22 protein-coding genes and 2 tRNA genes are annotated in these 25517 nt (G+C 64.0%); 15 read left to right on the plus strand and 9 right to left on the minus strand.

What is annotated here, in order from left to right:
• The first annotated feature begins 4 nt into the window (after window positions 1–4).
• The 3 genes from MPN20_RS00245 (at window position 5) to ettA (ending at window position 3271) form a co-directional block, all read left to right on the plus strand.
• The gene (locus MPN20_RS00245; RefSeq protein ID WP_242777925.1) at window positions 5–664 is read left to right on the plus strand and encodes a single-stranded DNA-binding protein; all 660 of its coding nucleotides are present in this window, start codon (window positions 5–7) and stop codon (window positions 662–664) included.
• A 125-nt stretch (window positions 665–789) separates the two neighbouring features.
• Window positions 790–1488: a hypothetical protein gene (locus MPN20_RS00250; RefSeq protein WP_242777928.1), complete on the plus strand. Its 699-nt coding sequence runs from the start codon at window positions 790–792 to the stop codon at window positions 1486–1488.
• Between the two features lie 100 nt (window positions 1489–1588).
• Window positions 1589–3271: an energy-dependent translational throttle protein EttA gene (gene ettA, locus MPN20_RS00255; RefSeq protein WP_242777931.1), complete on the plus strand. Its 1683-nt coding sequence runs from the start codon at window positions 1589–1591 to the stop codon at window positions 3269–3271.
• A 160-nt stretch (window positions 3272–3431) separates the two neighbouring features.
• Here ettA and MPN20_RS00260 read toward each other — a convergent pair whose 3' ends face one another.
• Both MPN20_RS00260 and MPN20_RS00265 read right to left on the minus strand, forming a co-directional pair.
• Window positions 3432–3662 (minus strand): hypothetical protein, encoded by a 231-nt coding sequence (locus MPN20_RS00260; RefSeq protein ID WP_242777934.1) that lies wholly within the window; start codon window positions 3660–3662, stop codon window positions 3432–3434.
• Window positions 3659–4582 carry an acyl-CoA thioesterase II gene (locus MPN20_RS00265; RefSeq protein ID WP_242777937.1) on the minus strand — a complete coding sequence of 308 codons (924 nt, stop codon included), beginning with the start codon at window positions 4580–4582 and terminating at the stop codon, window positions 3659–3661. The genes MPN20_RS00260 and MPN20_RS00265 overlap by 4 nt, the downstream gene beginning before the upstream one ends.
• Before the next feature lie 86 nt (window positions 4583–4668).
• Between MPN20_RS00265 and MPN20_RS00270 the strand changes: the two genes are divergently transcribed.
• Window positions 4669–5220 (plus strand): thioesterase family protein, encoded by a 552-nt coding sequence (locus MPN20_RS00270; RefSeq protein WP_242777940.1) that lies wholly within the window; start codon window positions 4669–4671, stop codon window positions 5218–5220.
• A complete protein-coding gene (locus tag MPN20_RS00275; RefSeq protein WP_242777943.1) occupies window positions 5217–5876 on the plus strand; it encodes a hypothetical protein in 660 nt (219 codons plus the stop codon). Before MPN20_RS00270 ends, MPN20_RS00275 begins: the two co-directional genes overlap by 4 nt.
• A gap of 10 nt (window positions 5877–5886) precedes the next feature.
• Here the strand turns inward: MPN20_RS00275 and MPN20_RS00280 are convergent, their stop codons facing one another.
• From MPN20_RS00280 to pepN, 3 genes are read right to left on the minus strand one after another with little or no spacing between them, the layout of a single operon-like run.
• The gene (locus MPN20_RS00280) at window positions 5887–6288 is read right to left on the minus strand and encodes a globin (RefSeq protein ID WP_242777946.1); all 402 of its coding nucleotides are present in this window, start codon (window positions 6286–6288) and stop codon (window positions 5887–5889) included.
• 2 nt (window positions 6289–6290) lie between these two features.
• Window positions 6291–7457 carry a mechanosensitive ion channel family protein gene (locus tag MPN20_RS00285; protein WP_242777949.1) on the minus strand — a complete coding sequence of 389 codons (1167 nt, stop codon included), beginning with the start codon at window positions 7455–7457 and terminating at the stop codon, window positions 6291–6293.
• A gap of 12 nt (window positions 7458–7469) precedes the next feature.
• Window positions 7470–10136: an aminopeptidase N gene (gene pepN, locus MPN20_RS00290; RefSeq protein WP_242777952.1), complete on the minus strand. Its 2667-nt coding sequence runs from the start codon at window positions 10134–10136 to the stop codon at window positions 7470–7472.
• Between the two features lie 146 nt (window positions 10137–10282).
• On the opposite strand from pepN, the gene MPN20_RS00295 reads away from it, so the two are divergent.
• The 3 genes from MPN20_RS00295 to MPN20_RS00305 all read left to right on the plus strand — a co-directional run bounded on the left by MPN20_RS00295 (window position 10283) and on the right by MPN20_RS00305 (window position 12580).
• Window positions 10283–10888: a DsbA family protein gene (locus tag MPN20_RS00295; protein WP_278189532.1), complete on the plus strand. Its 606-nt coding sequence runs from the start codon at window positions 10283–10285 to the stop codon at window positions 10886–10888.
• A 109-nt stretch (window positions 10889–10997) separates the two neighbouring features.
• Window positions 10998–11471 (plus strand): ribose-5-phosphate isomerase, encoded by a 474-nt coding sequence (locus MPN20_RS00300; RefSeq protein WP_242777955.1) that lies wholly within the window; start codon window positions 10998–11000, stop codon window positions 11469–11471.
• A complete protein-coding gene (locus MPN20_RS00305; protein WP_242777958.1) occupies window positions 11468–12580 on the plus strand; it encodes an alcohol dehydrogenase catalytic domain-containing protein in 1113 nt (370 codons plus the stop codon). The genes MPN20_RS00300 and MPN20_RS00305 overlap by 4 nt, the downstream gene beginning before the upstream one ends.
• A 12-nt stretch (window positions 12581–12592) precedes the next feature.
• Here the strand turns inward: MPN20_RS00305 and MPN20_RS00310 are convergent, their stop codons facing one another.
• Window positions 12593–13756: a PQQ-dependent sugar dehydrogenase gene (locus tag MPN20_RS00310; RefSeq protein ID WP_242777961.1), complete on the minus strand. Its 1164-nt coding sequence runs from the start codon at window positions 13754–13756 to the stop codon at window positions 12593–12595.
• A 97-nt stretch (window positions 13757–13853) separates the two neighbouring features.
• Window positions 13854–13927, minus strand: a tRNA-Pro gene (locus tag MPN20_RS00315).
• 254 nt (window positions 13928–14181) lie between these two features.
• On the opposite strand from MPN20_RS00315, the gene MPN20_RS00320 reads away from it, so the two are divergent.
• From MPN20_RS00320 to MPN20_RS00350, 7 genes are all read left to right on the plus strand, one after another.
• Window positions 14182–14255, plus strand: a tRNA-Gly gene (locus MPN20_RS00320).
• A gap of 84 nt (window positions 14256–14339) precedes the next feature.
• Window positions 14340–15803, plus strand: a complete 1464-nt coding sequence (locus MPN20_RS00325; protein WP_242777963.1) for a hypothetical protein — start codon at window positions 14340–14342, stop codon at window positions 15801–15803.
• A gap of 231 nt (window positions 15804–16034) precedes the next feature.
• The gene (tig, locus tag MPN20_RS00330; protein ID WP_242777966.1) at window positions 16035–17411 is read left to right on the plus strand and encodes a trigger factor; all 1377 of its coding nucleotides are present in this window, start codon (window positions 16035–16037) and stop codon (window positions 17409–17411) included.
• 253 nt (window positions 17412–17664) lie between these two features.
• Window positions 17665–18261 (plus strand): ATP-dependent Clp protease proteolytic subunit, encoded by a 597-nt coding sequence (locus MPN20_RS00335; RefSeq protein ID WP_242778218.1) that lies wholly within the window; start codon window positions 17665–17667, stop codon window positions 18259–18261.
• A 26-nt stretch (window positions 18262–18287) separates the two neighbouring features.
• Entirely contained in the window at window positions 18288–18929 is a 642-nt protein-coding gene (locus MPN20_RS00340) for an ATP-dependent Clp protease proteolytic subunit (RefSeq protein WP_242777969.1), read from the plus strand.
• Between the two features lie 266 nt (window positions 18930–19195).
• Complete coding sequence (clpX, locus tag MPN20_RS00345) at window positions 19196–20482, plus strand: ATP-dependent Clp protease ATP-binding subunit ClpX (protein ID WP_242777971.1); 1287 nt, start codon at window positions 19196–19198, stop codon at window positions 20480–20482.
• A gap of 13 nt (window positions 20483–20495) precedes the next feature.
• A complete protein-coding gene (locus tag MPN20_RS00350) occupies window positions 20496–21785 on the plus strand; it encodes an MFS transporter (protein ID WP_242777974.1) in 1290 nt (429 codons plus the stop codon).
• A gap of 82 nt (window positions 21786–21867) precedes the next feature.
• Here MPN20_RS00350 and MPN20_RS00355 read toward each other — a convergent pair whose 3' ends face one another.
• Window positions 21868–22557, minus strand: coding sequence for an AIM24 family protein (locus MPN20_RS00355; protein ID WP_242777978.1), 690 nt, complete (start codon window positions 22555–22557; stop codon window positions 21868–21870).
• Window positions 22558–22735: 178 nt separating this feature from the next.
• On the minus strand, window positions 22736–25381 hold the full coding sequence (valS, locus tag MPN20_RS00360; protein ID WP_242777981.1) for a valine--tRNA ligase: 2646 nt from the start codon (window positions 25379–25381) through the stop codon (window positions 22736–22738).
• Between the last annotated feature and the right edge of the window lie 136 nt (window positions 25382–25517).

Consider the following 25517-nt stretch of genomic DNA (forward strand, 5'->3'; position numbering starts at 1 on the left):
TTCGATGTCCAGCATTCCGATCAATCTCTGTGGCACAGTGGCCACGGCTCCGCAGAGCAAGGTTCTGCCGTCGGGACGGGCCTGCGCGTCCTTCCGGCTTGCCGTCAATCACTGGAAGCTCGACAAAGCGACAGGAGAGTACACCCAGGACTCGACATCGTGGTTCGGCATCGACTGCTACGGCCCCTTGGCCAGCAACGCCGCGATGTCGATCACCCCTGGGATGGCCATCATCATTCAAGGCGGACTGAAGATCCGGGAGTGGACGGCCGAGGGCAAAACCGGTCTGGCGCCGACGGTCATCGCCGAGCATGTCGGGCCCGACCTGCGCTTCGGCACCGCGAACTATCAGAAGGTCGGCGGCGGCCGACAGCAGGCATCCTCGCACCAGAGCGGGTCGGAGTCTGCTGACGCAGCGCCCGACAGCGGCTGGGGCACTTACGGCACGAGTGGTCCGACGCAGACGACTGAGGCTGCTGAGCCGGGGGAGTACTCCCTCGACTCGTCGCCGGGGGACACCGGACGGGATGTCGCCGGCAATGATCTCAGCAGCGACGATACCGGGCGGGCCGACCTCGAGGACACCGGATCTGAAGAGACCGAACTGGAGAGCAATGACGATGCGATCGCCCGTGACACAGCTGCCGTTGCTGCTCCGTTCTGAGTCTTCGGCACCCACGGGCCGTAAGTCATGCGAGGAGGTGTCGAATCCAGTCCGCCTGACAGTGACTTCCCCGCAAATCGGCTACAGTGAGACTGTTAATCGTTCCCCTCCCGCCGAGGTTGTTGATGCGTGTCGTACCCCTGCTGGGCATCGGAGTCCTGACCATCGCCCTGTCGGGCTGTTCGCTCCTGGGCTTCGGAGGTGACGACTCCGAACCTGCGCCCGCTCCGACGTCGGCCAAGCCTGTGGCCGAGGTCGACAAGGTGGTCAAGGCGCTCGAGCCGCTGACCGGCAACGAGGAGTCCGTTCCGTCGACGAAGAAGCTGTTCTCCACTCTGATGGATGCCGGATACGACGCTGATCAGCTTGAAGCCACGCTCGACTCCTCACCACTAGGCAATGACGTGCCTTCGAAGATGTTCGGCGTCAAGACCGCCAAAGGCTGCGTCGTCGGTGAGATCCGCAAGGGTAAGGCAACCGCGGAGCTGATGCAGCCCACAGAATCGACGGGTGCCTGCCTGATCGGCGACGTGGACCGCCCCAAGGGCGTCAAAGCGCCCAAGGGTGAGAAGCGTGAGAAGGACGGCGACTCCAACGGCGCCGGCCACCTGCCGGGCGAAGACATCAACGGCAAGGACGGCAGCACGCAGAGTCCCTCAGCACCAGCCGGCGACTCGACGTCGAATGGTTCCAGCTCGGCCTCCGATTCCGAAGGGTCCTCGGCGTCGTCATCTGACGGATCATCGTCGTCCGGCTCATCGTCTGAGAGCTCGTCGTCCAACGGTGACACCTCAGGCAAGGCCCCGTCGCTCGGCGGCGGCTGAGTCCAGCTGTCCTCGTCCGCTGCTATGGCCGTGTCGAGGCCTGTCGCAACGTGGGCTCAATTGGCACTTGGGTGTGCTGAGCCTATAGCCTGGGGCCACTATGGCCGAATTTATCTATACCATGCACAAGGCGCGCAAAGCGCACGGTGACAAAGTCATTCTCGATGACGTGTCGATGTCGTTCTATCCCGGAGCGAAGATCGGCATGGTCGGTCCCAACGGAGCCGGCAAGTCGACCATCCTCAAGATCATGGCGGGCCTCGAACAGCCCTCCAACGGTGAAGCCAAGCTCAGCCCGGGATATTCCGTCGGCATCCTCCTGCAGGAGCCTCCTCTCAATGAGGAGAAGACGGTGCTGGGCAACGTCGAAGAGGGCGTTGCCGAGATCAAGGCCAAGCTCGATCGCTTCAACGCGATCTCCGAAGAGATGGCCAACCCTGACGCCGACTTCGACTCCCTGATGGAGGAGATGGGCAAGCTCCAGGAAGCCATCGACGCGGCAGAAGCCTGGGATCTCGACTCCCAGCTCGAACAGGCCATGGACGCACTGCGCTGCCCGCCGCCGGACGCTGACGTCAGCGTCCTCTCTGGTGGTGAGCGCCGCCGCGTCGCGCTCTGCAAGCTCCTCCTCGAGAAGCCCGATCTGCTGCTCCTCGACGAGCCGACGAACCACCTCGACGCCGAATCGGTGCTGTGGTTGGAGCAGCACCTGACTTCGTACCCCGGCGCCGTCATCGCGATCACGCACGATAGGTACTTCCTCGATCACGTGGCCCAGTGGATCGCCGAGATCGACCGCGGTCACCTCTACCCCTACGAGGGCAACTACTCGACCTACCTGGAGAAGAAGCAGGAGCGTCTGCAGGTCCAGGGCAAGAAGGACGCGAAGCTCTCCAAGCGCCTCAAGGACGAACTCGAATGGGTCCGTTCGAACCCGAAGGCGAAGCAGACGAAGTCGAAGGCTCGTCTGGCACGCTACGAGGAGATGGCGGCTGAAGCCGAGAAGACGAAGAAGCTCGATTTCGAAGAGATCCAGATCCCTGCAGGTCCCCGCCTGGGCGACATCGTCATCGAGGCCGACAAGCTGCGGAAGGGCTTCGACGACCGTCTCCTCATCGACGGCCTGAGCTTCTCACTGCCGCGCAACGGCATCGTCGGTGTCATCGGACCCAACGGCGTGGGCAAGACGACGCTGTTCAAGTCCATCGTCGGCCTCGAAGAGATCGACGGCGGCGATCTCAAGATCGGCGACAGCGTCAAGATCTCGTACGTCGACCAGTCCCGTGGCGGAATCGACCCGAACAAGAACCTGTGGGAGGTCGTCTCCGACGGACTCGACTTCATCCAGGTGGGCAACGTTGAGATGCCGTCTCGCGCCTACGTCTCGGCGTTCGGCTTCAAAGGTCCGGACCAGCAGAAGAAGGCCGGAGTGCTCTCCGGTGGTGAGCGAAACCGCCTCAACCTGGCGTTGACTCTCAAACAGGGCGGAAACCTGCTGCTCCTCGATGAGCCGACCAACGACCTCGATGTTGAGACTCTCGGATCGCTGGAGAACGCTCTGCTCGAGTTCCCGGGCTGTGCCGTGGTCGTCTCGCACGACCGGTGGTTCCTCGACCGTGTGGCAACGCACATCCTTGCCTGGGAGGGCACGGAGGAAGAACCCGCGAACTGGTACTGGTTCGAAGGCAACTTCGAATCCTACGAGAAGAACAAGGTCGAGCGCCTCGGCGAGGACGCGGCCCGTCCTCATCGTGTGACTCACCGTCGCCTCACGCGCGACTGAGCCAGTTCGTTCCTCGGAAGCCTCCCGCGTTCACGCGCGGACGTCGCCGACGAGCAAGCTCAGAGAACAGCAGTGCCCCGGTCTGAGGCCGGGGCACTGCTGTTCTCATGTGAGTGGCTTCGAGTTCGTCGGAGGCTGCATCGAGCCCACGAGCTCGAGGTCAGCGGAACAGGCTGACGAGGTGCATGACCATCTTGAACACGAATCTGATGATGAACGTGCCGGCGACGCCGATCAGGATGGCCAGCACAGCATCGAGCGCCATATGCAGCGTCGTGTGCTCGACCAGCCAGACGAAGGCGAGGATGGAGATGACGATGCCGAGCGCGACATTGACCAGGCGGCTGAGTATCGAGCCGAGGATCTCCATCATGGCAGTGTCGCGGCTCATGGTGTGACCTCGCTGTGCTGCGTCTTGACGCGGACCATGCCCTCTTGGGCGACTGTGGCCAGTAGCTGACCCGAGCGGGAGAAGATGCGACCATAGCCGAGTCCGCGGCCACCCTGCGCGGATGGGGACTCCTGGACGTAGAGCATCCATTCATCGACCCGGACGGGCCTGTGCCACCACATCGCGTGATCGAGGCTGGCCACGCGCAGTCCCGGAGACGTCCAGGTCAGACCCTGCCGGCGCAGCACCGGCTCGAGCAGGTTGAAGTCGCTGGCGTACGCGAGGGCAGCCGCGTTGAGCACGGGGTCGTCGCCGAAGTGCGAGCTGGCACGGAACCAGACATGCTGTTCGTGGCGCTGACGGTCGTCCGTCGATTTCAGGTACAGCGACGACTCGACAGGACGGACCTCGAAGGGGCGCTTCTTCAGCCACTCCGTGGCCTGCGCCGACTCATCGTCTCTGACGATGTCTCGCACGTCGGGGCAGTCCTCGGGCGCAGGCAGTCCGGTCGGCATCGCCTCGGCGTGTTCGAGGCCCTCCTGCTCGTCCTGGAATGAGGCGATGAGTGAGAGGATGGGCGCGTTCTTCTGATAGGCGTGAACGCGCCGGGCGGAGAACGAGCGTCCGTCGCGCAGACGCTCGACGCCGAACTCGATCGGTTCGCTGACGTCTCCGGCGCGCAGGAAGTATCCATGCAGCGAGTGGATGAGACGATCCTTTGGCAGCGTCGCAGCAGCGGCGACGACGCATTGTGCCAGCACCTGGCCGCCGAAGACTCGTCCGTCGGGCTTGTACTGGCTGTGTCCGATGAAGAAGTCGCTCTCCCGGGACGCTGAAGTCGAGGTCAGCGGCTCCAGTTCGAGCAGACGACGCAGAGTGGCGACGTTCGCCTCAGCGGTGTTCGGTTCGGCATCGCTCATAAGGGCCTCCAGCCTGCGAGAAGAATGTGGGTTTGCACTGTCCACGATCCTATCGTGAGCGCACCGGCTGTGCTGAAGGTGGCATGATGGGAACCATGCACACAGGCACCACCAATCCCCTTCTGAACGAATTCACGCGCGTACTGCTGGAGCTGAGATGGGGTGATATGGACGCCTATGGCCACGTCAACAACGTCACCCAGCTGAGACTGCTCGAGGAGGCGCGGGTGCGTGCACTGGGCTCGCCCACGCACAGTTCCGACGCCCCTCTGACCCCGGGCCTGCCCGGTTCCGAAGAGACAGTGACCGGGATCGAGATCCCGGAGATCTTCGCCGCTGCCTCGGCCACCACCGAACTCCTGGTCGCCTCTCATGCGATCGAATACCGTCGGCCGATCGGCTATCGTCCGGGCGCGATCGCCGTCGACGTCGTCATCAGCGAGGTCAAGCCCGCCTCGGTGACAGTCGGCTACGTCATCGCCGAGCCTGACGGCAGCACCGCCTACACCGTCGCCGAGACCGTCATCGTATTCGTCGACATCGCATCAGGGAGGCCGCGACGTCTTCGCGAGGACGAAATCGAAGCGCTGGAGTCTATCCGGCGCCCTTCGGTCCCGATGCGGAGGCAGCGCCGATGACGAGCCTGACGATCGCCGATCCGCTGGCGATGAAAGACCTGAACGCGTTCACGACTCTGGCGCACCGGCTGGACCCCGACGGTGCGATGCGCCTGCAGGTGTCCTCGACCGTCCTCGTCGTCACCGTGGCTCCGCTCTACCCGCACGGCATCGGAGACTCCACTCCGCTGGTCCTGGCTATGCGGATGCTGCGCCTGAGGGGACCGGAGCAGGACGGACTCGACGAGGTGGTTCCCCTGACCAACCTCAAGGACCGTCTGGCGCGCGAGGAGAACGGCACCGAACTGCCGGTGCCACCGAATTCGATGCTCGTGTCGTGGTCGGGCATCGCCCCACCGAGAGGGGAGTGGACTCAGCGTGATCGGATCAGCGGTGACCTGCTCCGGTCCACTGCGAGTGCTGGAATCGAAGAGATCAGCGTCGGCGCACCTGAAGGGGCCGGATCACACGCGGTCAAGGGCCTGCGCTCACGTGTGTGGTCGAGGCCGATGAGCGCAGCCGACGGCACTGAACTGCCCGGGGGACTGGCATTCGCTGCCAGCGGCCTGAAGTTCGTTCCCGAATCCGGGGCCGACGAATATGAGCTCATGGGCTCGAAGAATTGGCTGCGCGTCGTGACCCCGGGCGGTCATCTGCTCACCCGGGCGAAGAGCTGAACTGTGCGCCTCAGGCGCCGGTGCTGTTGGTATTGACCATGGCCGTCGCCGCGCGCTGGAAGTAGTCCCAGAAGACCTCGTCGTAGAGGGGCGGAAGCTCGACATCGTCGAGAGCAGCGCGCATGCACCGCAGCCAGCGGTCGCGGGCGTCGGAGTCGACTGGGAAGGGGAAGTGGCGCATCCGCAGGCGTGGATGCCCCCGCTCCTCCTGATACGCCGTCGGTCCGCCGAAGTACTGCTCGAGGAACATCTGCAGCCGGTGCTTGGCACCGGTCAGGTCGTGTCCCTCGGGGTACATCGCGATGAGGACCTCATCGGCATCGACGTGGTCGTAGAAGACGTCGACGAGTCGGGTGAAGGTGGTGTGACCGCCGACAGCCTCGAAGATGGTCTCATTGGATGTCTGCGTCACGCTCAGTCGTCTCCATCTGCAGTGTCATTGTCCGTGCCGGACTCATCGGTGGTCGCGCGGATCTCATCGTCGCTGGGCAGCGGCGAGGGGGAATCGCTGCGTTGCCGTGGACCGGGTGAAGCCGGCCGTGACGCTGTCTCCCGAGGAGTGCGGTCGTCGCGAGCGTCGAGTCCCTGCGCGTCGGTGCTGTTCACGTTGGTGCTGTTCGTCTCGGATGACTCACGGGGCAGGGTCCGGAGGACGGTCTCCTGCTCGATCGGAATGCGAATGCCGCGCCTGTCAAACTCGTTTGTGAGTTCCGCACGGAACGCCCGCTCCACCATCCACTGCAGGTTGGGCTTCGTCTTGATCATGGTCCTGATGACCCGGTACTCGGCCGAGAGCGACTGGACACCGGCGATCTCGGGCATTCCCAGCATTGCGGAGGCAACCTCGGTGTCCTTGGTCATGGCGGCCGTCACCGTCTCTGTGATCTCACGGTAGGTATCCATGGACGTGGAGTAGCCGACGGGGATCTCGAGCACGGCTCGAGCCCAACCCTGCGAGAGGTTTCCGACTCGCATGATCTCACCGTTGCGCACATGCCACAGAGTGCCTGTGAGATCGCGGACCGCGGTCTTGCGGAGACCGAAGTCCTCGACCTCGCCGACGGCTTCACCGAGATCGACGGTGTCCCCGATGCCGTACTGGTCCTCGATGACCATGAAGAACCCGGAGAGGTAATCCTTGACGAGTTCCTGTGCACCGAAGGCCAATGCCACACCGACGATTCCCGCCGAGGCGAGGATGGGCGCGATGTTGAAGTTCAGCTGGTCGAGGACCATGAGGATGGCGATGACGCTGATGATAATCGTCGCCAGCGAACCCAGCATTCGGCCGACCGTCTTCGCTCGCTGCGCACGACGCTCACGGATGACAGTCGGCTCGATGCCGGTGCGCTGCGCCTCAATGACCGAGGACGAGAACTTGCCGCGGTCTCCAGAATTCTCGCTGCCGACAGTGCCTTTTGCCACCGCTGTGGAGAATCGTCTGATGAAGAGCCGCATCACCATGTTGAGCACGATGGCGCCGACGATGATGACGAGGATCCGCAACGGAGCGTCGAGGAGGAAGTCCCAATCGATCTTGGGTGCGGACAGGAGGTCGTAGTTGAAAACGTGCGAAGTCATGATGCCTCGAGCTTAACGACCAAAGGTCAGTGTCGCCTTGGAACGCCTGGACACTCCCTGAACGGTCAGCGCGCGTTCGGCGTCGGCGAGGTTCTCGCGCATCAGACGCAGCAGACCCTTCGGCGCGGCCGGATGAGCGGCCAGCCAGTCTCGTGCGGCCGAGACTGTCTGGTCGCTGACCGGTGGGAACAGACGCAGTGTCATGGTCTGCGCCATTTCGAGCGTCCTCGTCTCCCACCATCCCGATACGCGCTGGAAGTACTCTGTCGCAAAGTCCCGTAGCGGTGCCTCGGCAGCGACGATGTCGCCCGTGTCCGCCTGCAGGCCCGCGGAGAATCCCAGGGCCAGAGCCCCGAGCTCCGAGTTCGGGAGGTCGACGTCGTCGATCATCCGGGAGAACGCACGTGACTTCGCCGCCGAGGTGGGGCGGGAGCTGCGGGCGGTCGCCGCCTGACGTGCCCCCGTGGCACTCGGATCGTCCTTCGCCATGGTCGCGATGACCGTGTCGTCGATCGCATCGTGGCCGGCGAGTCCGATGACGATGTCCCACCTGAGATCGGTGTCGAGGCTGATGCCGTAGATCGTGTCGGCGTCCCCGTCGAGCCACGACCGCACCCGGGTCAGCTGTGCGTCTGTCGTCGCGTGCTTGACGAAGCCGTGCACGAACTGGAAAGCCTGGTCGGTTCCGCCGGGCATCGAGTCGAGCAGTTCGGAGAGCCGATCGGCTACCTGTCCATGTGCTTCCGCCCGCTCGGAGGGCGGCAGGTAACGTCCCACCGCTGTCTCGAGCTGACGCATCTGGGTCAGCAGGCCGGAGGAGTGGGTGATCTCACCGAGGCCCGACAGCACGGTGTCGATGTAGTCACGGACGGGACGCTCTCCGTCGCGTACTGCGTCCCAGAGTGTTCCGAGCACGAGCAGCTGGGTGAGCGAATCGTCGAAGTCCGCGATGCGTTCGGCGGCAGTGCGCATGCTCGACTCGTCGAAGCGCACCTTCGCATACGTGAGGTCCTCGTCGTTGACGATGACGACGTCGGGCTTGGTCAGTCCGACAGCCTCGGCGACTGTGGTCTCCGCGGAATCGATGTCGATGGGGAACGAATGCGTGCGTACGAGTCGGCCGGTCCCATTGTCGGAATAGAATCCGATGGCCAGGCGATGAGGGCGCAGGGAAGGCACGGGCTGTCCGTCGATGGTCCACGGCTTCTGGGTCACGCGCAGGGTGGAGACCACCTCGGCGTCGGAGCCGGTGTCTGTCGACGGTCGGGTCTCGAGATCGGCCTCGATGAGGTTGACACCGGACTCCTCGAGCCACAGCTTCGACCAGGTGGACAGGTCACGACCGCTCGTGGCCTCGAGCTCGTCGAGGAGGTCGGACAGTTCGGTGTTCGACCACGCGTGCTTGTCGAAGTAGGACGTGAGGCCTGCGAAGAACTCCTTGCGCCCGACCCACGTCACCAGCTGCTTGAGCACAGAGGCGCCCTTGGCATAGGTGATGCCGTCGAAGTTGACCTCGACGTCGGCGAGGTCTTCGATGCTCGCGACGATCGGGTGGGTGCTCGGCAACTGGTCCTGACGGTAGGCCCACGACTTCTCGATCGTGGCGAACGTCGTCCACGCCTCGGTGAACTCCGTCGCCTCGGCCGTGGCCAGGGTCGACATGAACTCGGCGAACGACTCGTTGAGCCACAGATCGTTCCACCAGCGCATCGTCACCAGATCGCCGAACCACATGTGGGCGAGTTCGTGCAGGACGGTGACCGCTCGTCGTTCGACGAGAGCCTGGGTGGGACGTGACCGGAAGACGTAGTTCTCGAGAATCGTCACGGCTCCGGCGTTCTCCATGGCCCCCGCATTGAATTCCGGGACGAAGAGCTGATCGTACTTCTCGAATGGGTAGGCCACCCCGAACTCACGTTCGTAGAACTCGAAGCCCGCCCGAGTGATGGCGAAGAGACTATCGGCATCGAGGTGCTCGAACAGCGACTCGCGGCAGTACAGACCCAGCGGCACGGGAGACCCGTCGGAGGAAGTCAGCTCCGAATGCACGCTGCGGTAGGGGCCGGCGATGATCGCAGTGATGTAGGACGAGATCGGTGTTGTCGGGGCGAACTGCCACACAGCGGTGCCCTCGACCGGTTCCTCGCCGAGGTCCGTGAAGGTCTCGCCGGGATCACCGGGAATGGGCGTGGGGGAGTTCGACACCACCGTCCAGGCCTCCGGTGCGACGACCGTGAACGAGAACGGTGCCTTGATGTCGGGCTGCTCGAAGACCGGGAAGACGCGGCGAGCGTCGGGGACCTCGAACTGCGAGTAGAGATAGGTCTCGCCGTCGATGGGATCGACGAAACGGTGCAGCCCCTCACCCGTGTTCATGTAATGGAAATGCGCATCGATGACGAGCTCGTTCTCGACGGCGAGTCCGGGCAGGGTGATGCGCGACGGTGCGACCACCTCGGCGGGTTCGAGGTCGAGGCCGTTGAGGCGGATGCGTTCGACGCTGGACGTGATGGCATCGATGAACGTCGTCGACTCCGGCACTGCGGTGAAGCGGATGCGGGAGCGAACCCGGAAGGTCTCGCCCTCTCCAGTGAGAATCAGAGTGTTCTCATAGCTCGAGACGTCGACGAGGGATGCACGCCTGCGCGCTTCTTCACGGGTGAGGTTGTATTGGGGCACTGGTGGGTGACCTCCACTTCGAGTCCGGGTGTACTCGGCCATTCTTTCATGGACGCATTCCTCTCGGGGGCCGAGGCTTGATAAATTGGCCTCGGAGATCGTGGACGCACAGCCTGCGCCCGCGCCCAGACTAATGAGGAGCGAAATTGAGCAGAGAAACACTTGACCTGTGGTTCGACACGGCCTGCCCCTGGGCATGGATGACGTCACGGTGGGGCCTCGAAGTCGCCAAAGTGCGCGACATCGATGTGAAGTTCCACGTCATGAGCCTCAACATCCTCAACCGGGACAAGGACCTCCCCGACGACTACCGGGAACTGATGAACCGTGCGCTGGCCCCGATGCGCATCGTCACCGCAGCCATCGCCGAACATGGTGACGAGGTCGCCGAACCCCTCTACACGGCGATCGGCACGCGCATCCACCCCGGTGGTGAGAAGGACTTCGACAAGGCCGTCTCGGAGGCACTGGCCGAGGTCGGTCTGCCCGCCGAACTGATGCAGTACGGCGAGAGCGATAAATACGACGCGGCACTGCAGGCCTCGCATGACGAAGCTCTGTCTCTGGTCGGCGACGACGTCGGAACCCCCATCTGCCGGGTTGCCGGGACCGCCTTCTTCGGCCCCGTCGTCACCCCCGCCCCGAAGGGCGAGGATGCAGGACGCCTCTTCGACGGAGTGCTGGCCGTCGCCTCGACGCCGGGATTCTTCGAGCTCAAGCGCACCCGCGACCAGGGCCCGGACTTCAGCTGAATTCGCGCCGCCGAGCCGTCTCGCACGGCTGCGGCACCCCTACCCACAGAACAGTCCCGAGCGCCCATGCCCGGGACTGCAGACAGAGCAGACACCAAGGAGCGGACGTATGAAGGTTCATCTCGGCACGGACCACGCAGGATTCGAATTCAAAGAGATCCTCAAGACCCACCTCGTCGATGCCGGATTCGACGTCGTCGATCACGGTGCCCTCGAATATGACGCACTCGACGACTATCCCGCCTTCTGCATCGCCGCCGCGCAGGGCGTCGTCGATGACCAGGCAGCTGGCGTCGATGCTCTCGGCGTCGTCATCGGCGGCTCGGGCAACGGCGAGCAGATGGCTGCGAATAAGGTCACGGGCGCACGCACCGCTCTGGCGTGGAACCCGGAGATCGCGAAGCTCGCCCGCGAGCACAACAATGCGCAGATCGTCGCTGTCGGTGCCCGGCAGCACTCTGAGGCCGACGCCATCGCCATCGTCGACGCCTTCCTCGCGCAGCCCTTCTCCGGGGACGAACGCCACGAGCGTCGGATCCGGATCATGGCGAAGTACGAAGCAGAGGGACAGGCAGGCCTGTGAAGGTCCGCGGTGCCGTGCTGCGCGAGATGGGACTCGAACGTCCCTTCGCGAATTCGCAGCCGATGACGATTGAGGAGCTCGAACTCGATGAGCCGGGCCCGGGCGAGATACTCGTCCGCATGAGTGCGGCGGGCGTGTGCCATTCGGACCTCTCGGTCGTCGACGGCAACAGGCCGCGGCCCCTGCCCATGCTGCTCGGGCATGAGGGTGCAGGCATCGTGGAGAAGCTCGGCGACGGGGTCGACGACCTCAGCGTCGGCGACCAGGTCGTCACGGTGTTTCTGCCCCGCTGCGGGGAATGCGCGAACTGCCTCACCGACGGCAAACTGCCCTGCACCCCGGGCAGCGCGACGAACGGTGCGGGAACGCTGCCGTTCGACGGCCACAAGGTGCGCCTCCACGACCACACGGGAGCGGAGGTCAACCACCACCTCGGCGCGTCAGTCTTCGCCACCCATGCCGTGCTCAACCGCGCCTCGGTCGTGCCCGTGGGCTCCGATGTTCCGGCGCCGATCGCCGCGGTTCTCGGCTGTGCGGTGCTCACCGGAGGGGGAGCGGTCCTCAACGTCGGAGCCCCCGGACCTGAGGATGAGGTCATGATCGTCGGCCTCGGCGGAGTCGGCATGGCGGCACTGATCACTGCGCTGTCCATCGACACCGCAGGTGTCATCGGGGTCGATGCGAATCCCGACAAACTCGTCCGCGCCAAGGAACTCGGCGCAGTCGAGGTCTTCACTCCGGAGGAGCTCGGAGACCGGAAGGCTCCGATTGTCATCGAGTGCGTCGGACACCCACGGGCATTCGAGACTGCATTCAACTCCACTGCGGTCGGCGGCACCACGGTCACGGTCGGTCTGCCCTCACCGGAGGCGCAAGCCCACATCACCCCTGTGACGCTGACGGCCGAGGCTCGGACCGTGATCGGCTCGTACCTCGGTTCGGCAGTGCCCAGCCGTGACATCCCGGTCTACGCCGACCTGTGGCGAGAGGGAAAGCTGCCCGTCGAAGAGCTCATCTCCGACACCATCGGCCTCGACGACCTCAACAGTGCCTTCGATGCTCTGGCCGACGGCACAGTCGTGCGCCAGATCATCGACTTCACTCGCTGAGGGGAGTTCGCTTCACCCCTTCGCGCTCGGTGCCGGCACGCGGAGGATCCGGCCGTCATCGGCGCCCGGATCCCCGCGGCCGTCCGTATTGTTCGTGAGCATCCACACCTCGCCGTCGTCCGTGACCACCACGTCGCGGAGACGGCCGAAGTCGTTCCCATAGAGCGTCTTCGCCGTGCCGGTGTCATCGAGTGGCACGCGGCGCAGGACCTCCCCGCGCAGGTTGGCGATGAGGATTGCGCCGTTCGCGATGGCGATACCACTCGGACTCGCCTCATCCGGCGTCCACTGCGCCACCGGATCGATGAAGTCGGCGCTCGACTCCGAAGCGCTGTCGGCTGCGACCCCTTCGACGTCCGGCCACCCGTAGTTGCCGCCGGGTTCGATGATGTTGAGCTCGTCCCAGTTCTCCTGTCCGAACTCGCTGGCATACATCGTGCCGTCCTCTGACCACGCCAGCCCCTGCGGATTACGGTGACCGTAGGAATAGACGGGGGAATCCGGGTTCGGATTGTCGGCGGGAACCTCGCCCTCCGGTGTGATGCGCAGGATCGAGCCTGAGAGCGATTCTGGGTCCTGCGCCGCCTTCGGAACACCCGCATCGCCGACCGTGGCAAAGAGCATGCCGTCGGGGCCGAACGCGAGACGACCGCCGTTGTGAAATCTGGCCCGAGCGATTCCGTCGAGGATGGTGTCCGGGGCTCCGCTCTCGATGGCACCCGCCTGACCGGACAGAGGGAAGCGTTGGATTCTGTTGTCCTCGGCACCAGTGGAGTACGCGAAGAGGACATCATCATGCACGGCCAGGCCCAACAGGCCGCCCTCGCCAGAAGTTGCCACACCGGGAACGGTCGTGACCACCCGTGCCTGGCTCGGATCGTCGGGGCTGATTTCGAGGATGCGACCGGAATCGCGTTCGCTGACAAGTGCGCTGCCCCGATAGAAGGCGATCGACCACGGTGCTTCGAGGCCCTGAGCGACGACTTCCGGTGCGCGATCCGCGTTGGTCTCGCGGGATGAGCTAGGCGCCGAGGCGGTCGTCCCGTCCTGAGCACGCTGAGACTGTGTTTGGCTGGGTGGTCCCGACTCCGATGAGTTCGAACCGCAACCAGTGAGGAGGAAGGCGCACAGAAGAGCGCCTGCGATTCGGGTCTGCGTGAGGGCTGACATCTGCATGAGCCGTGCACCTTCTGCCGTCATCGTGCGATGAGTGTGGTGCCAATGATACGAAGAAAGCCACCCGAACCGCAGTTCGAGTGGCTTTTCATTTTCGTCGGGATGACAGGATTTGAACCTGCGACCCTCTGTTCCCAAAACAGATGCGCTACCAAGCTGCGCCACATCCCGCGACGAAGACAATCTAACCACATGCGGCGCTCAGGATGCACATCGAATCCTGTCGAATGCACGAATGGGATGCACCTCACACAGCCGCTCCCGCGAACAGATCCGGCTGTCATCTCTCGTTCTCGCCCCGTCGCCGATTCAATCGCGGCCGCGATTGGAAGCGATTGGAGCCGGCTTCGGGCTCTGTGATGCAGGTCATGATCGGTCGATTTTGCCGCAGGTGAGGAAGTCGACTATAGTCGTTAACGCAACACGGGGATGTAGCTCAATGGTAGAGCCTCAGTCTTCCAAACTGATGGTGCGGGTTCGATTCCCGTCATCCCCTCCACAAGCCGGTCGGACCTTCGAGTCCGGCCGGCTTCTCTGTTTTCTGGGACTGCTCCTGCGAGTAGGATTCTCTGACACACCTCGTGTGGCCACACCCCTCCTGTGGCGACAGCTCTTCAGCAGCCCGCAGCAGAAAGCGACATTCCCGATGGAACCAGTCCCGCCTCGACGTCGAGGCCGCACACTGCGGCCCAGTCGTCGTCAGGTGCTCACCGGGGCACTGGCAGGTGCGGGACTCCTCGGTGCCGGTTTCGCGACATCGACGACCACCGGACTCTTCGGGGCTGCACAGCGCGTCGACCCTGTCCGTTCGGTCACCGTCGCCTTCACCTCGGCGAAAGGGCGTTCCAGCATCGGCGACGACGGTTGGGAACAACTGCCCCAGAACTCACGGGTGATGCCCGACATCGGAGACCCCGGACCGCTGCTGCGCCAGCAGAAGTTCCTCGCAGTGTGCCAGCCGTGGCTGGACAGCCTGCCTGCTCATCGGCGCGACCTCGCCACCTCGGCGCTGCTTGACCTCTGGGTGCTCACGGATTCGCTGCCAGCCACCGTGGCCAGCTGGGCACAGCCCTGGCGCTACATCTGGCCCCGCGACGCGGCCTTTGCCGCGGTGGCGCTGGCTCGGGTCGGGGCAGTCGACGTGGCCTGGCAGCACCTTCTCCACCTCCAGTCGCTCCAATCGGAGGACGGGACATTCGCTGCACGTTTCACTCCCGACCAAGGGCAGGTCCCCGACGATCGGGCTTCCCAGGCCGACTCGGTCGGCCTCCTTCTGTGGGCGGTGAGCGAAGTCCAGTCTGCTGCCGCACGACACTCTCCGCAGGCCGGCCCTCACCCAACCGAGGAGACCGGGAAGGTGGACGAACCACTCTCGGCCATGATGCCGATGCTCCGGCGGTCCTCGGCCCTGCTGCTGCGGCTGACCGAGAATGGGCGCGCACTGCCGCCGGTGTCGCCGGACTATTGGGAGGTCGGGGAATCCCAGATCACGCTGGGCATTGCCGGTCCCACACTGATCGGACTTCAGGCCATGGCCACTCTGGCAGAGGGCGGTGATGGGCTGTGGGACCACATCGATGGGGGACCGGCCTCAGTCATCGAATCGTCGCTGGCCTTCGACGCCACCTTCGCCCGCACCTTCATCGCCAACGGCCTGCAGCGCTACCCGACCTCCGGCGGACTCGACTCTGCTATCGCCTATCTGCCGGCTGCGGGAGCGGGGCTCGGGCTCGAAGCGTCCACCCTCGATCACGTATGGGAGCGACTGCGGCAGCCTGCCGGCGGCATCAAACCCGGACACGGATGGATCTTCGATCGCTCGAGCTGGACCCCATCGACTTCGCTCATGGGCCTCGGATACGCCCGGCTCGGCGCCACGGCACAGGCTGATGGGATCCTCGACTGGCTCGCCGAGCACAGGACCGCGGCAGGGTCACTGCCAGAGAAGGTGACCGAGGACGGCGTCGGAGTTTCGGTGGCCCCACTGTCATGGACGGCGTCCAATGTCGTCCTGTGCCTCGACGAGCTGGCGAACCCGCACGGCTGACGCAGTCGAGCCCGGGCCGACCGTCTGAGCCCTGCGGGCCGACACGCCGATTGCGCTCCTCGCGAACTCGTGGTCGTGTGCCGGCCGCTGATTTCGTGTTTTGTCCCCTGCTTCGCGTAATATGGGTGACTGCGTCTTGCGGACGTGCGCGAACTCAATCGTGGACTTTCGCTCCCTCACGGCCAGCAGATGGCCGAAAATGCATGACTGTCGAATTTGAAAGGTCGCACTGTGAAGAGCTCCGTCGAGCAACTCGACCCCACCCGGGTCAAGATCAGCGTGGAAGTCCCATACGCCGAACTCAAGCCGAGCGTCGACGAGGCATACAAGACCATCGGCGGCCAGGTCGCCGTCCCCGGCTTCCGCCAGGGCAAGGTCCCGACCCGCATCATCGACCAGCGCATCGGCCGTCCAGCCGTGATCCAGGAGGCTGTCAACAACGGCCTCGACGGGTTCTACCGCGAAGCAGTTGAAGAGAACGAACTCAAGCCGCTGGGTCAGCCAGAGGTCGAGATCTCAGAGGTCCCCGGACTCGACGGAACCGAAGAGGGCGAACTGACCTTCACCGTCGAGGTCGATGTGCGTCCCGAGATCACGCTGCCTGCCTACGACACCATCTCCGTCGAGGTCGACCCGATCGAGGTCACCGATGAAGATGTCGACGCAGAGCTGGAACAGCTGCGCACCCGCTTCGGAACGCTGACCGCTGTCGAGCGTCCTGCCGCCACGGACGACTTCGTCACCCTCGACCTCGTCGCCACCATCGACGGCGAAGAGATCGACACCGCCTCGGACATCTCCTACCAGGTCGGTGCTGCCACCATGCTCGAAGGCATGGATGAAGCACTCGACGGACTGTCGGCGGGGGAGACCACGACGTTCGAGACCACCTTCGCCGGTGGCGAGCACGCCGGTGAGACCGGAACCGTCTCGATCACCCTCGGTGCCGTCAAGGAACGCGAACTGCCCGAGGCCGACGACGACTTCGCTCAGCTGGCCAGCGAGTTCGACACGATCGCCGAACTGCGCGAGGACCTGCGCGAGCAGGCAGGCAAGGCCAAAGAGACCGCACAGGGCGCCGAGGCTCGCGACAAGGTCCTCGAATCCCTCATCGAAACGCTCAACGTGCCGGTGCCGGAGAAGGTCGTCACCGACGAAGTCGAGCGTCACCTCGAGTCCGAGAGCCGCCTCGACGACGATGAGCACCGCAAGGAGGTCACCGAGGAGACCGAGCGCAATCTGCGCACGCAGTTCATCCTCGATGCGATCGCCGAAGCCGAAGAGGTCGAGGTGACTCAGCCCGAGCTCATCGAATACCTCATCTCCGCGTCGCAGCAGTACGGGATGAACCCGAACGAGTTCGCTCAGATGCTCGATAGCTCCGGACAGGTCAATGCCCTTGTCGGGGAGGTCTCACGTCGCAAGGCTCTGGCAGCAGTCCTGGCCGGTGCCGTCGTCAAGGACACCGCAGGCAACGTCGTCGACATGGAGGCGTTCACGTCTCCGGCAGAAGACGAGGCTGAGGTCGAGGCTGACGTCGAGTCGACCGAAGCTGAGGCCGACGTCGATTCCGACGCCGCCGCAGAAGAAGGCGACGACAAGAACTGAGGTTGCTCCGCCTCAGCGGTATCAGCACACCTGACGGTGGGCACGGATCGAACTCCGTGCCCACCGTTTCGCATTCGGGCACAACCGCCTCGGCGGGATTCGGGTGCTTGCCATCCGACTTTCGGTTTCAAGTCCACGATCACGCTGATGGCGAACATGGGTGCCGCCGCGGACTAAAAGTGGTGGATGAGCAGTTAGAGTCCATATCAAGCCAACCAAAGACCAACAGGAGTGAAACGTGAGCGCACACGAAATGACAGCGCCCGTCGGCCTCGACGCCGGTGGGGCAATGGGCCTCGACGACCATATCTTCAACCGTCTGCTCAAAGAGCGCATCATCTGGCTCGGGTCGGAAGTGCGTGACTCCAACGCCAACGCGATCTGTGCCCAGATGATGCTGCTGGCGGCCGAGGATCCCGATTCCGACATCTCCCTGTACATCAACTCCCCGGGTGGCTCTGTCACCGCGGGAATGGCGATCTACGACACGATGCAGTACATCAAGCCAGACGTGTCGACAGTGGCAATGGGCATGGCCGCATCCATGGGACAGTTCCTGCTGTCCTCCGGTGCCCCGGGCAAGCGCTACGCCACACCGCATGCTCGCATCCTCATGCACCAGCCGCTGGGCGGCATCGGCGGCACGGCCACGGACATCAAGATCCAGGCCGAGCTGATCCTGCACATGAAGAAGCAGATGGCCGAGCTGACCGCCGAGCAGACCGGCAAGTCACTCGAGCAGATCCTCAAGGACAACGACCGTGACCACTGGTTCACCGCCGAAGAAGCCCTGGAATACGGCTTCATCGACAAGATGGTGACCCGTTCGTCCGACGTCACCGACAACTGAGTGGGAGTCAAGGAAGAATGAATTCAATGAACTTTATGCCAGGGTCCACCGCAGGCAACATGCCGCAGTCCCGTTACGTCATGCCGCAGTTCGAAGAGCGGACTCCCTACGGCTTCAAGCGCCAGGACCCCTACACGAAGCTGTTCGACGATCGCGTGATCTTCCTCGGCGTGCAGGTCGATGACACGAGCGCCGATGACGTGATGGCCCAGCTGCTCGTCCTCGAGTCGCAGGACCCAGACCGCGACATCACGCTCTACATCAACTCGCCTGGCGGATCATTCACCGCGATGACCGCAATCTACGACACGATGCAGTACATCAAGCCCGAAATCCAGACCGTGTGCCTGGGCCAGGCCGCATCGGCCGCAGCTGTGCTGCTGGCCGCCGGCACTCCCGGCAAGCGCTTGGCTCTGCCCAACGCTCGCGTCCTCATCCACCAGCCCGCCATGGAGGGCCAGGGACAGGGACAGGCCTCAGACATCGAGATCCAGGCCGCCGAGGTGCTGCGCATGCGCCAGTGGCTCGAGATGACGCTCTCGGACCACTCGAACAAGTCCGTCGAGCAGGTCTCGAACGACATCGAGCGCGACCTGTTCCTCACCGCCGAGCAGGCGAAGGACTACGGTCTCGTCGATCAGGTGCTGACCTCGCGCAAGGGAGTCTGAGCCGAGTGCACCGAACCGGGCCCGGACAGCTGTTCGCTGTCCGGGCCCGTCCTCGTCTCCTACAGGGAGAGGGCTTGGGGCACGGGTGGCAAGTTGCCGCCACGAGCCCCGGCGAGTAGTTTGGACAGACTCGGTGGCAGCAGTGTCTCCGACACACCGTATGACGGCCCTGAACGCTCGTGTCAGCCACATATGGGAAGCTATTGAGGTACAGGAAACACGAGCGGTAGAGTTGGGGCCAAGCGTCCTGGCGAAAGGTTGTGACAGTGGCTCGCAGTGCGGACGGAGCAGATCTGCTCAAATGTAACTTCTGTGGCAAATCACAGAAGCAGGTGCGGAAGCTCATCGCCGGACCTGGTGTCTACATCTGCGATGAATGCATTGGTCTGTGCAACGAGATCATCGAAGAGGAGCTCAGCGAAGCGACGAGCGAGCACACAGAGCTCGAGCTTCCCAAGCCCCGCGAGATCTTCGACTTCCTCGAGGAATACGTGGTCGGTCAGGAGCCTGCTAAGAAGGCGCTCTCCGTCGCGGTCTACAACCATTACAAGCGCATCAGGTCTCTGCAGAGCAGCGAGGACACGAAGACTCTGGGGTCGGATGACTCGGAGGTCGAGATCGCGAAGTCGAACATCCTCCTCGTCGGTCCCACCGGTTCCGGCAAGACCTACCTCGCTCAGACGCTGGCCAAACGCCTCAATGTGCCGTTCGCCGTCGCCGACGCCACTGCACTGACCGAGGCAGGTTACGTGGGCGAAGACGTCGAGAACATCCTGCTCAAGCTCATCCAGGCTGCGGACTTCGACATCCAGCGCGCCGAGCACGGCATCATCTACATTGACGAGATCGATAAGATCGCCCGCAAGTCGGAGAACCCGTCCATCACCCGTGACGTCTCGGGTGAAGGCGTCCAGCAGGCACTGCTGAAGATCCTCGAGGGCACTCAGGCCTCGGTTCCGCCGCAGGGCGGACGCAAACACCCCCACCAGGACTTCCTGCAGATCGACACCACCAATGTTCTCTTCATCGTCGCCGGTGCCTTCGCCGGGATGGAAGAGATCGTCGCCGGACGCAAGGGCAAGCACGGCATCGGCTTCGGCGCCCTGCTGCAGTCGTCGAACGACGAAGAGGACCTCTACGCGGACATCCTGCCCGAGGATCTGCTGAAGTTCGGCCTGATCCCCGAATTCATCGGTCGCGTCCCGGTCCTCGCCACGGTCTCGAACCTCGACCGCGCGGCGCTCATGTCGATTCTGACCGAACCGAAGAACGCCCTGATCAAGCAGTACCAGCGCATGTTCGAGTTCGACAACGTCGAGCTCAGCTTCGAGACCGACGCTCTCGAGGCCATCTCGGATCTCGCGCTGCTGCGCGGCACCGGGGCCCGCGGCCTGCGCTCGATCATGGAAGAGGTTCTCCAGCCCGTCATGTTCGACGTGCCCTCACGGGAGGACATCGCCGAGGTGGTCGTGACCAAGGACGTCGTCGAGAAGAACGTCGCCCCCACCCTCATCCCGCGGGAGCAGACTCGGACTTCGAAGAAGTCCGCTTGACGCCTGACCGCGGATGAGGCTCTTCGCGGACACGCGACCGCTGCGCTACGACAACTACCGTCGCCTGTGGCTGGCCAACATCGTCACCGTCGTCGGTGCTCAGATGACGGTCGTGGCCATACCCGCGCAGATCTATCACATCACCGGTTCGTCCGGCTATGTGGGGCTCAGCGGAATGTTCGGCCTCGTGCCGCTCATCGTCTTCGGACTCTGGGGCGGCTCGCTGGCCGATCTGATCGACCGTCGCAAGCTCCTCATCGTCTCAACGGCCGGCCTGATCGTCACGAGTTCGCTGCTCGCACTCATCGCCGTTCTTCGCATCGACAATGTGTGGCTCCTCCTCTGCGTATTCTCCCTCCAACAGGCCTTCTTCGGGCTCAACCAGCCGGCTCGGGGAGCGCTCCTGCCGACCATCGTCCCGCTCGAGCTGCTGCCAGCGGCGAACTCGCTCAATATGACGGTGATGACTCTTGGCGCCGTGGCCGGACCGGTCATCGGCGGAGCACTGATACCGGTCTTCGGATACCAGCTGCTCTACGTCCTCGACGCTCTGTTTCTCATCACCACTCTCTACGCGGTCATCCGGCTTCCGCCGTTGGTCCCGCAACGTCAGCCAGATACCCGCTCGGGTGTCAAAGGGGTCATCGACGGCTTCCGGTATCTGGGCACGAACACTGTCGTCATGGTGTCGCTTCTCGTCGACGTCATCGCCATGGTCTTCGGCATGCCCAGAGCCCTGTTCCCACAGATCGCCGCAGAGACCTTCGGCGGACCACCAGAGGGCGGCATCGTCTTCTCGCTGCTCTTCGCGGCTCTGGCAGGCGGCAGTGCGCTGGCAGGGATATTCTCCGGCTGGGTCTCCCGCATCGAGCGTCAGGGCCTGGCCGTGATCATCGCGATCATCGTCTGGGGCAGTGCCATGACGCTGTTCGGCGTCGCTCTCGAATTCGCGGCCGGATATTGGACGGCGGCGCTCATCGTCGCTCTCCTCGGACTCGCGCTCGGCGGCGGCGCGGACATCATCTCGTCGGCGTTCCGGTCGACGATGCTGCAGGAGGCGGCCACCGATGACATGCGCGGGCGCATGCAGGGCGTATTCATCGTCGTGGTGGCAGGCGGTCCTCGCATCGCCGACGTCCTCCACGGTTCGGTTGCGGAGGTCACCGGCACGACGGTCGCCTCTGCCGGGGGCGGGATCGCCGTCATCGTGCTCGTCATCGTCTGCGCGCTCGTATTCCCGGCCTTCCGCCGTTACCGCGTCGATCGTGGGGGAGAGAGCCGACTGCGCTCCACCGTCGACTGAGGGCCTGCGTCACCCGCGGTACGACTCGGGCCCGGTCCCCACAGCGGGGAACCGGACCCGAGCGATCTGAACGGTGTGGCCCTCAGGCCTGCGCGGTCGCCACGGCGTTCTCTGCGGGCTGGACCACGACGAAGCCGGGGCCGTGGAATGCGAGCTGAACCGATTCGCCCGAACCCCGGCCGAAGAACGTTCCCACGCTCACATCGGTCTTGATCTGCGGAGCCAAAGCCGATGACCAGCACACGGCGGCCTGCGGGTCGACGAAGGTCGGCTGCTGAGAGCAGTCAAGGACCATTGGAGCACCATGGCAGGCGATGGCAGCCGTGCCGGATCCATTGAGTTCGAGATTGAACAGTCCCGATCCGCTGACCATGGCCCCGACACCGCCCTTGATGCGCTTGATCTCCCAGTTGAGCGAATCGTCGAAGGCCAGGAGGTTCGCAGTGTTGACCGTCAGAGCATCCTGCTGACCTTCGAGGGCCATCATGAAGATGTTCGTAGCGTCACGGGCGAAGAAGACCTCGCCGCTGCCCTCGACGCGCATGACATTGCCGCCCTCGCCTGTGGCAGCCTTCTTCATGAACTGGCCCACGGACTTCGAGCCCTGATGGGTGAAGCGGATGTCACCCTGATAGGCGACCATGGCACCCTTCGTGGCGATCATGGGGGAGTTGGGAGTGATCACCGTGCGCAGCATCTTGTCCGACTGCAGTGTCCAGCGGTCCTGGTTCTGGATCTCGGCATTGCGCTTCGAAAAGAGTTCGCTTCTCATTGTGGACAGGCCTTTCGTCGTCGGGGGAGCCCTGTGCTCCCACGGCTGATGGTTCCATCGTAGGGGCAGGCGCAGGGCGATGGGGCATCGGCGTGTGATGATCTGGGAACATAGCGCACGGGCCCGGTCCGAAGACGCGGGCCCGTGTGCTGAGTGACTCAGTTCCGTGCGATATTGCTCAGTCCTGTGCGACGAATTCGATCGTCGAGATCGAAAGCTCCTCACCGGATGCTTCAGTGACGAGATTGTGGACCCGACCGGCAGCCGCGAGGTCACCCTGCGCTGCGCTGATCGCTGTGACCACGTCCGCCGGGGCCTGAATAGTCAGGTTCGCCACCTGAGTCTTCTGCGAGACCTTGGCCTCGGTCTTGGCCCGACGGATCTCGGTCAGTGCTGCGGCGACAGCAGAGAGCAGACCAGGATTCACCTCGAAGTCAGGGTGTGCCAGCTGTTCGCGGCCCGGCCACTGAGCACGGTGAACGGAACCCGTTCTCCACCATGACCAGACCTCTTCGGTCACGAACGGCATGATCGGAGCGAACAGGCGCAGCAGCACGTCGAGTGCGGTTGCCAGCGTGACATGTGCAGAGAGCTGGTCGTCCTCGCCGAAAGCGCCGTAGGACCGGTCCTTGACGAGCTCGACATAGTCATCGGTGAACTCCCAGAAGAAGCTCTCCGCCTCGCGCAGGGCGTGGGCATAGTCGTAGGCCGCCATGTGTCCGGACGCGCTCTCGACCACCTCGGCGAGCCTGCTCAGCAGCGCCCGGTCGAGATCATGCGTGACCGATCCGAGTTGGCCGACGAGACCCGCGTGGACACCCTGGGCCAACGCGAACTTCGAGGCGTTGAGCAGCTTCATCGCCAGGCGACGTCCGATCTGCATCTGGCTGACGTCGTAGGCGGTGTCCGCGCCGAGCTTCGCACTGGCTGCCCAGTAGCGCACCGCGTCGGGACCGAACCCGGGCTTCGCCTCGCCCAGAATGTCAGAGGGAACCACGACGTTGCCCTTCGACTTCGACATCTTCTTCCGGTCAGGATCGAGGATCCAGCCGGAGAGGCCGGCGTGCTTCCACGGGGCGGCGTCATTGAGCGAGTTCGCACGCACGACCGTCGAGAACAGCCAGGTGCGGATGATGTCATGGCCCTGGGGGCGCAGATCGAACGGGAAGACCTTCGAGAAGAACTCTTCGTCTCGGCTCCATCCGCCCAACAGCTGGGGCGTCAGCGACGACGTGGCCCACGTGTCGAGCACGTCGGGATCGGCGGCGAATCCGCCCGGCACATCACGTTGGTCGGCGGTGTAGCCGGCGGGTACCTCGGCGACGGGATCGACAGGCAGAGATTCGGGAACGATCGGGTTCTCGTAGTCCGGGGCGCCGTCAGCGTCCAAGCGGTACCAGAGTGGGATGGGCACACCGAAGTATCGCTGCCTCGACACGAGCCAGTCGCCGTTGAGGTTCTCGACCCAGTTCTCGTAGCGCGAGCGCATGAAGGACGGGTGCCATTCGATCTCGCGCCCGCGGGCGATGAGCGCATCGCGGAGTTCGGCCGACCGTCCGCCGTTGCGGATGTACCACTGGCGAGAGGTGACGACCTCGAGTGGCTTGTCGCCCTTCTCGTAGAACGGCACAGGATGCGTGATGGGCTCGATCTCGCCGATGAGGTCACCGGATTCGATGAGCATCTCCGCGATGTCCTTGCGAGCAGAGAAGGTGGTCTTGCCGGCCAGCTTCTCGTAGTTGGCGACAGCGTCGGACTTCGGGGAGGCGGCGATCCACTCGGGGACTTCCAGGTTGAGGCGACCGCCGCGGTTGATCACTGCGCGGGTGGGCAGATCGAGCTCACGCCACCAGGTCACGTCCGTCAGGTCGCCGAAGGTGCAGACCATGGCGATGCCCGTGCCCTTGTCGGACTTTGCGAGTTCGTGCGCCCGGACCTCGACGCTGACGCCGAAGAGCGGGGAGATGACGTTCGTGCCGAAGAACGGCGTGTAGCGATCGTCCTCGGGGTGGGCGACGAGGGCCACTACGGCCGGAATGAGTTCGGGCCGCGAGGTCAGGATGACGATCGGTTCGACAGAGGTGTCGGCCAGCCCGTCCGCACCTTCCGGATAGAACTTGACCTTGTGATAGGCGCCGTCCTTCTCGCGGTCCTCGAGCTCGGCCTGCGCGACCGCTGTGCCGAAGGTGACGTCCCACATCGTGGGGGCATCCTGCGAATACGCGTGGCCATTGCCGAGATCACTCAGGAAGGCTCGCTGACTCACCGAACGCGACGTATCGTCGATCGTGCGGTAGGTGTACTTCCAGTCCACTGAGAGACCGGTGGAGCGGAACAGGTCCTCGAAGATCTGTTCGTCCGCGGCTGACAGCGTCTCGCAGAGTTCGATGAAGTTCTGACGCGAGACCTTGACGAAGTCACGGGAGTTCTTCGCCGGTTTCGCTGGTGGGGTGAAGTCCGGTTCGTAGGCTCGGCTGGGGTCGCAGGTGACTCCGTAGTAGTTCTGGACCCGGCGCTCTGTGGGCAGACCGTTGTCGTCCCAGCCCAAGGGATAGAAGACGTTCTTGCCCTGCATGCGCTGATAGCGGGCGATGATGTCGGTTTGGGTGTAGGAGAAGACGTGCCCGACGTGGAGGGAACCGGATGCCGTGGGCGGGGGAGTGTCGATCGAATAGACCTGCTCGCGATCCGTATCGACATCGAATGCATAGACTCCGCTCTCGCTCCACGCGGCGTCCCATTTGTCGCGAAGTCCTTCAAGGGCCGGCTTGTCCGGCAGGTTCACTGACTCGTGCGTCGAGTCCGAAAAGGCAGGTGTGTTCATAATTGTTGATTTTCTCACCCGGGAGGCCTGTGGCCAAACCCGTCTCAGCCCTCGCGCGCCCGGTCGCGGACGCAGCAGCACGGCCACTGTGAAGCCATGCGTGCGACCACTCGCTCGAGTCGGCGACTCGGATGCC

Origin of the sequence: Brevibacterium sp. ZH18 (genome assembly GCF_022748595.1) — a bacterium.
GTDB lineage: Bacteria > Actinomycetota > Actinomycetes > Actinomycetales > Brevibacteriaceae > Brevibacterium.